Raw genomic sequence first — 10,697 nt, forward strand, 5'->3', positions numbered from 1 at the left:
AGATCCATTTCCTTGGCCGGCGTGGCGATGCCGGCCTTTGATTTCTTCTGAAAGCAGTGCAACACGAAAACTGCTTCGCTCAGGCGGACGGTATAGACCGCGCGGTAGGTATTGCCGTCAGCATTGGCGATAACTTCGAGAACGCCTGCACCCCCGAAGCCCGCAAGTGGCGTGGCATGCAGCGACTTTTCGCCGTGTTCAGCTTGGTGCAGGGCAAAGCCGACATCGCGCAAAACGTCAGCCGGGAATGTTCTAAGGTCGGCGAGGCTGGAGCCGATAAAGTGAACAGGCTTCATTTGGAGGCACTTTCCAAAATTGTTCGAATTTTTCCGACATGACGTACCTTCCCGTCCAGTGTGTTTGGGATTCTGTCTCCCAATGTTGGTGCAATATGCCATTATTGGCATAATTGCGCAAGAAGTGGTTTTACCCCACTGCTCCACCACCCTCCAAATTCCCCGCCAGCCGCCGCATGGGAAACAGAATCTTAAACGTCGTGATGCAATGTAGGGGCAAGTTGTCGAACCGGCATGTTGCGCTGGTAGCGGAGTAGTGACCTTTATGGGCAAGCGTTCCATGCCCGAAACCAGTGAGCAGGCTGGCCCGCATCGCCCCGTCCTGCTGGACGAGGTTCTGGCTGCCTTTGCCCCGCTTGACGGCAAGCGCATTGTCGACGGCACCTTTGGCGCCGGCGGTTATTCGCGCGCCCTGCTGGAGGCGGGAGCCACCGTCATCGGCATTGATCGTGACCCCAGCGTGCAACCGTTTGCCGATGCGCTGGCTGCCGAATTCGGCAACCGCTTTATCTTCGTCCCCGGCACTTTTTCCGAACTGGACACGCTGGCCGCGGCGCATGCGCCGATTGACGGCGTGGTGCTCGATATCGGGGTGTCCTCGATGCAGCTCGACCAGGCCGAGCGCGGCTTTTCCTTCATGCGCGACGGGCCACTCGACATGCGGATGAGCGGGGCGGGCGAGAGCGCCGCCGATCTGGTCAATGGACTGGAAACCGAGCAATTGGCCAATCTGCTCTATGCCTTTGGCGAGGAGCGTAAATCACGCCGCATTGCCCAGTTCATCACGGCGGCGCGCGAGATCGCGCCGATCCAGAGCACGCTGGAACTGGCGCGCATCATCGAAAAGGCTATTGGCCGCAAGCCCGGCGACGCCCATCCGGCGACCCGCTCGTTCCAGGCGCTGCGCATTGCGGTCAATGCCGAGTTCGAGCAATTGGTCGGCGCGCTGTTTGCCGCCGAGCGCCTGCTGGGCGAGGGCGGCCGGCTGGTGGTGGTGAGCTTTCATTCGCTGGAAGACCGTATCGTCAAGCGCTTCCTTGATCCCGACAAGGGCGGTCCGGCCCAGTCGCGGCACCTGCCGCAAGTGGTGGGCGAGCCGCGGCGCTGGGTCGAGGTGGCCAAGGCGCGCAAGGCCGGCGCGGCTGAACTGGGGCGCAATCCGCGCGCCCGCTCGGCCATCCTGCGGGCTGCGACGCGCTCGGCAATCGAGGCGCGGCCGGTGAGCCTGAGTGGTCTGAGCGTGCCCAAGGTGCGCGAAGCATGATCCGCAACCTCAACATCATTTTGATCTTTACCAGCGTGCTGATGCTGGCCGGGGTATACACGCTCAAATTCGCCATTGAGAACACCGCCAATGAACGCGCGGCGCTGATTGCCCAGATCGACAGCCAGCAGGGCAGTCTGTCCCTGCTGAAGGCCGACGAGGCGGTGCTCAGCCAGCCGGGCCATATCGCCCCGATCGTCGAGCGGCATGCGATGGCGCTGGATATTGCCCCGGTGCGCCAGGAGCAGTTCGGCTCGTTTGCCGATCTGCCGATGCGACCGGCCAAGCCGAACAGCGCGGCGATGGATTCCCTGTTTACCGCGCTGGAGGCGGGTATCGACCCGATCGATGCGATCCTGGAGTTGGAGGGGATCGAATAATGGCCATCACCGCTGACGGACACGCCCCGACCATTGCACTGGATGGCGCCCGCAAGGTGCGCGGCAATCTCACCCAGGCGCGCATCCGCTGGATGATCCTGGCGCTGGTGTTGGGTTTTGGCTTGGTGGGCGGGCGGCTGGTGCAATTGGGGCTGGTTGAAACCGACTCCGCCATTGAAGGCCAGGCGCGTGATGTGATTACCGCGACGCGGCCGCCGATCCTGGACCGCAATGGCCTGGAAATGGCCGTCGACATCCGGGTGCCATCGCTGTTTGCCGAGCCGCGCCGCATCATTGATGTGCAGGAAGCCGTACGCAAACTGCGCACCGTGCTGCCCGATCTGAGCGCGGACTGGCTGCGCGAGCGGCTGACCGGCGAGCAGGGCTTTGTCTGGGTGCAGCGCGAACTCAGCCCGGCCATTCAGGAGCGGGTGATGCGGCTGGGCATTCCCGGCATTGATTTCATCACCGAGTCCAAGCGCTTCTATCCGGGCATGAACGAGGCCTCCCATATTCTGGGGTCGACCAATATCGACAATCGCGGCATTGCCGGCATTGAGCGGCACATGGATGGCGAAGACATTGCGCTGCTGCAGGATCTGGGGCTGGCGCGCGGCAATGCGCTCACTCCGGTGGATCTGAGCGTGGACATGCGCGTGCAACATGTGATGCACGAGCAACTGGTTGACGCCTTGCAGCGCTATTCAGCGATTGCGGCGGCGGGGGTGATGCTGGACATCCATACCGGGGAAGTCATCGCGCTGGCGTCGCTGCCCGATTTTGATCCCAATCAGCCGGCCACCGCGCTGGTCAAGGACAGTTTCAACCGGATCACGGCAGGCATTTTCGAGCCGGGCTCAATCTTCAAGACCGTCACCATGGCCGGCGCGCTCGACAGCGGCGCGGTCAGGATTACCGACAGTTTTGATGCGCGCTTCGGGATTCGGTTCGGCCGCTACACGATCGACGATTTTCATGGCAAGCACCGCATTCTGAGCCTGCCGGAAGTGTACAAATACTCCTCCAATATCGGCACGATCCGCGTCATGCAGGCCATGGGCAAGGACAATTTCCGCGCTTTCCTGACCCGCATCGGGTTGGACACCCGCGTGCCGTTCGAACTGCCGGAAATGCGGCTGCCGACGGTGCCCAAGGAACTGTCCGAGGTTGGCGCGGCCACGGCCTCGTTTGGCCATGGGCTGTCGGTGTCGCCGCTGCACATGGTCACGGCCTATGCGGCCTTTGTGAACGGCGGCAATTATATTGCCCCCACGCTCTACAAGCGTGACCTTGCGACGGCGCAGGCGCAGTATCGCCGCGTTATCAGCCCCCAAGCCAGCGATGAAGTCCGCTATCTGATGCGGCTGAACGCGCTCGAGGGCTCGGGCTCGCAAATGAACAAGGCAGCGCTGGGCTACCGCGTTGGCGGCAAGACCGGCACGGCCGAAAAAGTGGTCGATGGGCGCTATTCGTCCAGCAAGGTCACCAATTTCTTCGGCTCGGCTTTTCCTCTTGATAACCCCCGTTATGCGATGATCATCATGGTAGACGAGCCCAAGGCCGAAAATGCACAACAGGGCACCACCGCTGGCTGGAATGCCGGCACCGTCACCGGCCGTATCGTGCAGCGTGTCGCTCCCATGCTGGGCGTTGCTCCTGATTTTGCCGAAATTCTCGATGAAAACCTTGTTCCTCCCGCCATCCGATAGATCGATCCAGAAGGGTTTGTCCCCGTGTCAATAAGCGTAACGCAACTGCTCGAAGGCTCCGGCGCCCGCCCCAAAAAGGGTCTGGGTGCAGTCTTTGGCCTCAATTCGGACAGCCGGCGCATTGAGCCGGGTGACATCTTTTTTGCCCTGCCGGGCGCCAAGGTGCATGGCAACCAGTTTGTCGCCGAGGCCGTCCGGCGCGGCGCGCTGGCGATCATCAGCGATGTGGCTCCGGTGGGCGATCCGGGGGTGCCGGTCATTATCGTCAAGGATGTGCGGGCTTCCTATGCCAGGGCCGCCTCGCGCGTGTTTGAACCGCAGCCCGAAATTACCGTGGCGGTCACCGGCACCAATGGCAAGACCTCGGTGGCCTCGTTCGTGCGCCAGATCTGGAGCCATGCCGGGGTCCCCGGCGCCAGCATCGGCACGCTGGGCGTTGAGACGGCGACGCGACTGATCGAAGGCATGCACACCACGCCGGATTCGCGGACGCTGCACCAGTCGATGCGGGCGCTCAAGGCGCAGGGGATTGATCACGTGGCGATCGAAGCGTCGAGCCATGGACTTGACCAGCGCCGGCTCGACGGCATGCATTTTGAAGCAGTGGCCTTCACCAATCTGAGCCGGGATCATCTCGACTATCACGCCGATATGGATGCCTATCGCGATGCCAAGCTGCGGCTGTTCACCGATCTGCTGGTGGATAGCGGCCCGGCAGTGGTCAATGTTGATGACCCCGAATACGAGCCCTTCATGTTTGCCGCCCTCAGCGCGGGCGCAACCCTGCTGACCGTGGGCCGTGAAGGCGCCTATATCGAAGTGCTCTCAATTGAGCCCGAAGGCTATGGGCAGCGCGTCGAAGTGCGTCATGTCGGAGAAAAGCTCAGCTTCCATCTGCCGCTGACCGGCGAATTTCAGGTGTCCAACGCCATTGTGGCGGCAGCGCTCGCCATGTCGACGGGCGTCGACAAATCCGATGCCTTCCCCGCCCTGAGCGAACTGGTGGGCGCCAAGGGGCGGCTTGAACTGGTGGCCGAGCATAATGGCGCGGCGATCTTTATCGATTATTCGCACAAGCCAGTGGCGCTGGAAGCCGCGCTGGCGGCGCTGCGGCCCTATGCCAAAGGCAAGCTGCATGTGGTGTTCGGCGCTGGCGGCGACCGCGACAAGGGCAAGCGACCCATGATGGGCGAAGTTGCCGCGCGCATGGCCGATGTGGTCATCGTCACCGATGACAATCCACGCACTGAAGACGCCAATGCCATCCGGGCGGAGATCATGGCGACAGCCAAGGGCGCTGCCGAGATTGGCGACCGCCGCGAGGCCATTACCACGGCGATCAAGGCGCTGAAGAAAGGTGATGTCCTGCTGATTGCCGGCAAGGGCCACGAGGATTACCAGATCGTGGGCACCACCAAGCATCATTTCTCCGACCATGAGGTCGTGGCTGCGGCAATCAAGGGGTAGGATTATTGCCACGCACTCGATTTGACACCCTCCCCCTGGCCGGGAGGGTTGGGGAGGGGAGCTCGCGCGCTCTGACCATGGTGCGTGACCGCCACCCCCTCCCAACCTCCCCCGTCGAAGGGGAGGTGCTGCATCGCGTGCCTGGACGGATCTGATGACGCAGCCCCTCTACACCATTGCCGAGATCCTTGCCGCCACGGGCGGGAGCACGGACCTTGTGCCGGCCACGCCCATCGGTTCGATCTCCATAGATTCCCGCGAACTGGGGCCCGACGCCCTGTTTGTTGCCATCAAGGGCGACCGGTTTGATGGGCATGACTTCGTCGAGCAGGCGCTGGCGAATGGCGCTGTCGCCGCGCTGGTGAGCCGGGGCCGTGGCGACAGGCGCATTGTGGTGGAAAACGCGCTGGACGGTTTGCGCGATCTGGCGCGGGCGGCCCGGGCGCGCAGCCGCGCCGTCATTGTGGGCGTGACAGGCAGTGTGGGCAAGACCACAACCAAGGAAGCCATCCGGGTGGTGTTCGAGGCGGCAGGGGAAACCCATGCCTCAATCAAGAGCTTCAACAATCACTGGGGCGTGCCGCTGATGCTGGCGCGGCTGCCCGGGAGTGCCCAGTTCGGGGTGTTTGAAATGGGCATGAGCGGGCCCGAGGAAATCCGCCCGCTGGCGCAATTGGTGCGGCCGCATATTGCCGTCATTACCACAGTGGCCGCGGCGCATCTGGAAGCGTTCGGCTCGCTTGATGGCATCGCCCGCGCCAAGGCGGAGATATTTGCCGGGCTGGAGCCGGGCGGCACGGCGGTGATCAATGCCGATCACCCGCAATTGGCGGTGCTGCTCGAGGAGGCCCGGGCCGCCGGGGTAAGCAATATCGTCACCTATGGCGAGGCACGCGGCACCGACTGGCAGACCCTTGATGTCGAGACGGCCGCCGACAGGAGCTTTGCCACCATTGTGCATAACGACGTGCGTCACAGCCTGGTGCTGAATGTGCCGGGCCGTCACATGGTGGCCAATGCGACGGCGGCGCTGGCCGTGGCCTATCAGGCCGGGGTCGAGATCGCGGTTGCCCTGCGGGCGCTGGCCGGCTTCGGGCTGCAGGCGGGCAGGGGACTACGGCAGGTCCTGGGGCCGGTCGACAAGCCGCTGCTGCTGATTGATGAAAGCTACAATGCCAATACCGCTTCGATGAAAGCGGCGCTCGACGTGTTCGCAACCCAGGTGGCGCCGCAGGGCCGAAAGGTGGTGGTGCTGGGCGATATGCTGGAGCTCGGCGCGCAGTCAGCGGCACTGCATGCCAGTCTGGCTGATGCGGTGCGCGCCTCGGGCGCCGAGCAGATCTATCTGGTGGGCGAGGCCATGGGCGCCCTGGCCGAGGCGCTGGGGCGCGACCGCGTGAGTGCACACACAGCAACGGCGTCGGAGATGGCGCCCATACTGCGCAATAGCCTTGCCTATGGCGACGCAGTTATGGTCAAAGGGTCCAACGGCGTGGGGCTGTCGACCATCGTTGACCACATTGTCAAACAGTTCGCTCTCAACTGATCCCAGCCAACCAGGACCCTGCCTTTCATGTTGTATTTTCTCGGCCAGCTGGGTGACACGCTAACGGCCTTCAACGTCTTCCGCTACATCACCTTCCGCACGGCTGGTGCGGTGATAACGGCGATGTTCTTCGTGTTCATGTTCGGTCCGGGCATGATTGCCCTGCTGCGTCTGAAGCAGCAGACCGGGCAGCCGATCCGCGAAGATGGTCCGGCCGGACACCTGCTGACCAAGAAGGGCACGCCCACCATGGGCGGCCTGATGATCCTGTCGGGCGCGGTGATTTCGACCCTGCTATGGGCCAATCTGGGCAATGGCTATGTCTGGGTGGTGCTGTTCGTCACGCTGGGCTTTGGCGCCATCGGCTTTTACGACGACTATCTCAAGGTCAAGCGCATGAGCCACAAGGGCTTTGGCGGCGGCCAGCGACTGCTGCTGGAAGCGGTGATCGCGGCCATCGCGGCCTTTGCCATTTCCCAGCTCAATTCGGGCGTGTACAGCAATTCGCTGCTGTTCCCCTTCGTCAAGGATCTGGCGCTCAATCTGGGCTATTTCTACATTCTGTTCGGCGGCTTTGTGGTGGTGGCGGCGGGCAATTCGGTGAATCTGACCGACGGGCTGGATGGGCTGGCCATCGTGCCGGTCATGGTGGCGGCAGCCTGTTTTGCGCTGATCGCCTATCTTGTGGGTAGCGTGAATTTCTCCGATTACCTGCTGCTCAATTACGTGCCCGGCACTGGCGAGCTGGCGGTGGTGTGTGGCGCTTTGATCGGGGCGGGGCTGGGATTTTTGTGGTTCAACGCACCGCCGGCGCAGATTTTCATGGGCGATACCGGTTCGCTCGCCCTGGGCGGCGCGCTTGGCTCGATTGCCGTGGCGACCAAACACGAAATCGTGCTGGCGATTGTTGGCGGGCTGTTCGTGCTCGAAACCGTGTCGGTGATCGTGCAGGTGGTGTCATTCCGCCTGACCGGCAAGCGGGTGTTCCGCATGGCGCCAATTCATCATCATTTTGAGCATCTTGGCTGGACCGAGAGCCAGGTGGTGATCCGCTTCTGGATCATCAGTTTCGTGCTGGCGCTGATCGGGTTGAGCACGCTCAAGTTGCGTTAGGGCGCGCGCCGGTACGATTTCGATGCCTCGGAGTTGCAAAACGCAAGAACGATTGGGAAATCGGTAACCATCGGCCTGCTACAATTGAATGTAGTTTGTATCGAGTAGCCGGCTTTTCCCATGATGTTTTCCCGTGCCGAAAAAACCCCCTTGGCGGAGTGGTGGTGGTCGATTGACCGGGAACTGCTGGGTGCGCTGGTCCTGCTGATGACCTGCGGCATGGTGCTCAGCTTTGCCGCCAGCCCGCCGGTGGCCGAGCGTATCGGCCTGTCGGAATGGCATTTCGTGCTGCGCCACGCCATGTTCTGCATCGTCGCCCTGCCGGTCATGCTGGTCACTTCCCTGCTCAACCATCGTCAGGCGCGCCTGGCGGTCCTCGTGACCCTGGTGGTCAGCGTGGTGTTGATGTGGGCCACCTTGCGCTTCGGCACCGAGGTCAAGGGCGCGCGGCGCTGGATCTCCTTTGCCGGGCAATCGGTGCAGCCCTCCGAATTCGTCAAGCCGGCCTTTGCCGTGCTCAGCGCCTGGCTGTTTTCGGAATCGATGATCCACCGCAACGTGCCGGGCAAGATCCTGGCGACGGCGATGATGCTGATTATCGTGGTCGGGCTGTTGCTGCAGCCCGATATCGGGCAGACGGCGCTGGTGCTGGGCACCTGGGCCGTGCTGCTGTTTCTCAGCGGCATTTCCTGGTTCATCATTTTTGGTCTGGCGGGTGTGGCCGGGGCGCTGCTGTTTGGCGCCTATCTGTTCTTCCCGCATTTTTCCAGGCGCATCGACACCTTTCTCAATCCCGATGGCGGCGGCAATACCTACCAGATCGACCGGGCGCTGCAGTCCCTGCTCGAGGGCGGCTGGTTTGGCCGGGGCCCGGGTGAATCACAGGCCAAGAAGCTGATCCCCGACGCCCATTCGGACTATGTGTTTTCGGCGGCTGCGGGCGAGTTCGGGATATTGTTCTGCCTGGTGCTGGTCGCGCTGATCGCCTTTATCGTCATTCGCGCCATGCTGGGCGCGCAGCGGCAGAGCAGTCTGTTCGCCCGCCTTGCTGCCTCCACATTGGCCATTCAGTTTGCCATGCAGTCCGGCATCAATCTGGCGGTGAATTTGAACCTGATCCCCCCCAAGGGCATGACGCTGCCCTTTGTCTCCTATGGCGGTACCTCGATGATTGCGGTGGCCTTCGGCATGGGACTGATGCTGGCCTTTACCCGTATCAAGCCCGAAGAGCGCATGGCCACCGGCCTGCCTAGTTTCAGAAGTGCCATCGCGCCGCTGGCACCAGCAGAATGACCAAGTTCATGCTGATGGCCGGGGGCACGGGCGGACATCTGTTTCCGGCCATGGCGCTGGCGCAGGAACTGGAGCGGCGCGGCCATGCCGTGGAACTGATGACCGACCATCGGGTCGACAGCTATGGCGGCGATTTCCCGGCCGCGGCGATCCACGTCGTGCCATCGGCCACGCCCTCGCTGCGCAATCCGATCAAGTTCGTCACCGGCGGAATTACCATTCTGCGCGGCATTGCCGTGGCGTTCGGCCTGCTCAACAAGAGCAAGCCCGATTGCGTAATCGGCTTTGGCGGCTATCCGACCTTTCCGCCCTTTGTGGCCGCCAGCCTGCTGGGCATTCCGGGCATTCTGCACGAGCAGAACGCGGTGATGGGGCGGGCCAACCGGGCGCTGGCGCGGTTTGCCGATATGCTGGCGCTGAGCTTTGCCAACACCAGATTTGCCGATGGGCAAGCGCTGGAGCAGGTACTGACCGGCAATCCGGTGCGCGACCAGGTTCGAGCGGTTGCGCGTGCCCCCTATCCGGCGCTGAGCAAGACCGGGCCAATCCGTATCGTGGTGTTCGGCGGCAGCCAGGGCGCCAAGGCGATCTCCGATATCGTGCCAGTGGCGATTGCCGGCCTGCCCGAGACGCTGCGACCCCGGCTGCAGATCGTGCAGCAGTGCCGCGCCGAGGATCTCGATCGCGTGGCCGAGGTCTATCGCCGCGCCAAGATCAATGTTGAACTGGCGGCGTTCTTTACCGACCTGCCCGAACGCATGGCGCAGGCCCACCTGGTAATCGGGCGCTCCGGCGCCTCGACCATTGCCGAACTGACCGTGCTGGGGCGCCCGGCCATTCTGGTGCCCTTGCCGGGCGCCATTGATGCCGATCAGAAGAACAATGCCATGGTGATGGCGGCAGCCGGTGGCGGCTGGGTGGCCGAGCAGGCCACGCTGTCGCCGCAATCGCTTGGCAGTCGGCTCACGGAACTGTTAACGGATCCCGCATCACTCAGCACTGCCGCAGAAGCCGCCCGTTCACTGGGCCAACCGCGCGCGGTCGAGAAATTGGCGGATCTCGCCGAAATGCTCTCGGGCAAGAACCTATTGGAAGACGCGCGATGAAAATGCCTCGCAATATCGGCCCCGTCCACTTCATCGGCATTGGTGGCATCGGCATGAGCGGCATCGCCGAAATCCTGCACAATCAGGGCTATACCGTGCAGGGCTCGGATGCGGCGGTGAACCCCAATGTGCAGCGCCTGCGCGATATGGGCATCAGCGTGATGATCGGCCAGAGCGGCGACAATCTGGGCGCCGCAGAAGTGGTGGTGGTGTCCTCGGCGATCAAGCGCGACAATCCCGAACTGGTGGCGGCGCGCGCCCGACAGCTGCCGATTGTACGCCGGGCCGAAATGCTGGCCGAAATCATGCGCTTCAAGACTGCCATTGCGATTGGCGGCACACATGGCAAGACGACGACCACCACGCTGGTGGCGGCGCTGCTCGACGCCGGCAATCTTGATCCGACGGTGATCAATGGCGGCATCATCAATGCCTATGGCACCAATGCCCGGCTTGGCGATGGCGAATGGATGGTGGTCGAGGCCGACGAATCAGACGGCACCTTCAACCGCCTGCCCGCCAC

General features: G+C 62.9%; 10 protein-coding genes. 9 read left to right on the forward strand and 1 reads right to left on the reverse strand.

Annotation, left to right across the window (positions count from 1 at the left end; genetic code table 11):
- The coding region (locus tag Q8O80_RS14725; RefSeq protein ID WP_305580547.1) for a type II toxin-antitoxin system RelE/ParE family toxin at positions 1-296 on the reverse strand (296 nt) is incomplete at its 3' end.
- 265 nt (positions 297-561) lie between these two features.
- Between Q8O80_RS14725 and rsmH the strand changes: the two genes are divergently transcribed.
- The 9 genes from rsmH to Q8O80_RS14770 all read left to right on the forward strand — a co-directional run.
- Positions 562-1,560 carry a 16S rRNA (cytosine(1402)-N(4))-methyltransferase RsmH gene (gene rsmH, locus Q8O80_RS14730; protein ID WP_305580549.1) on the forward strand — a complete coding sequence of 333 codons (999 nt, stop codon included), beginning with the start codon at positions 562-564 and terminating at the stop codon, positions 1,558-1,560.
- Positions 1,557-1,940, forward strand: a complete 384-nt coding sequence (locus tag Q8O80_RS14735; protein WP_305580551.1) for a hypothetical protein — start codon at positions 1,557-1,559, stop codon at positions 1,938-1,940. The genes rsmH and Q8O80_RS14735 overlap by 4 nt, the downstream gene beginning before the upstream one ends.
- Positions 1,940-3,649: a penicillin-binding protein 2 gene (locus Q8O80_RS14740; protein ID WP_305580553.1), complete on the forward strand. Its 1,710-nt coding sequence runs from the start codon at positions 1,940-1,942 to the stop codon at positions 3,647-3,649. Before Q8O80_RS14735 ends, Q8O80_RS14740 begins: the two co-directional genes overlap by 1 nt.
- Positions 3,650-3,679: 30 nt before the next feature.
- Entirely contained in the window at positions 3,680-5,116 is a 1,437-nt protein-coding gene (locus Q8O80_RS14745; protein ID WP_371136214.1) for a UDP-N-acetylmuramoyl-L-alanyl-D-glutamate--2,6-diaminopimelate ligase, read from the forward strand.
- Between the two features lie 154 nt (positions 5,117-5,270).
- Positions 5,271-6,662: a UDP-N-acetylmuramoyl-tripeptide--D-alanyl-D-alanine ligase gene (gene murF / locus Q8O80_RS14750; protein WP_305580557.1), complete on the forward strand. Its 1,392-nt coding sequence runs from the start codon at positions 5,271-5,273 to the stop codon at positions 6,660-6,662.
- A gap of 27 nt (positions 6,663-6,689) precedes the next feature.
- Entirely contained in the window at positions 6,690-7,775 is a 1,086-nt protein-coding gene (gene mraY, locus Q8O80_RS14755) for a phospho-N-acetylmuramoyl-pentapeptide-transferase (RefSeq protein ID WP_305580559.1), read from the forward strand.
- A 123-nt stretch (positions 7,776-7,898) separates the two neighbouring features.
- Entirely contained in the window at positions 7,899-9,068 is a 1,170-nt protein-coding gene (locus Q8O80_RS14760; protein ID WP_305580565.1) for an FtsW/RodA/SpoVE family cell cycle protein, read from the forward strand.
- The gene (gene murG, locus Q8O80_RS14765) at positions 9,065-10,174 is read left to right on the forward strand and encodes an undecaprenyldiphospho-muramoylpentapeptide beta-N-acetylglucosaminyltransferase (RefSeq protein WP_305580561.1); all 1,110 of its coding nucleotides are present in this window, start codon (positions 9,065-9,067) and stop codon (positions 10,172-10,174) included. The genes Q8O80_RS14760 and murG overlap by 4 nt, the downstream gene beginning before the upstream one ends.
- On the forward strand, positions 10,171-10,697 hold a 527-nt coding region (locus Q8O80_RS14770; protein WP_305580563.1), incomplete at its 3' end, for a Mur ligase domain-containing protein. The genes murG and Q8O80_RS14770, both read left to right, overlap by 4 nt.

It is taken from the genome of Devosia sp. (assembly GCF_030689745.1).
Lineage (GTDB): Bacteria > Pseudomonadota > Alphaproteobacteria > Rhizobiales > Devosiaceae > Devosia > Devosia alba.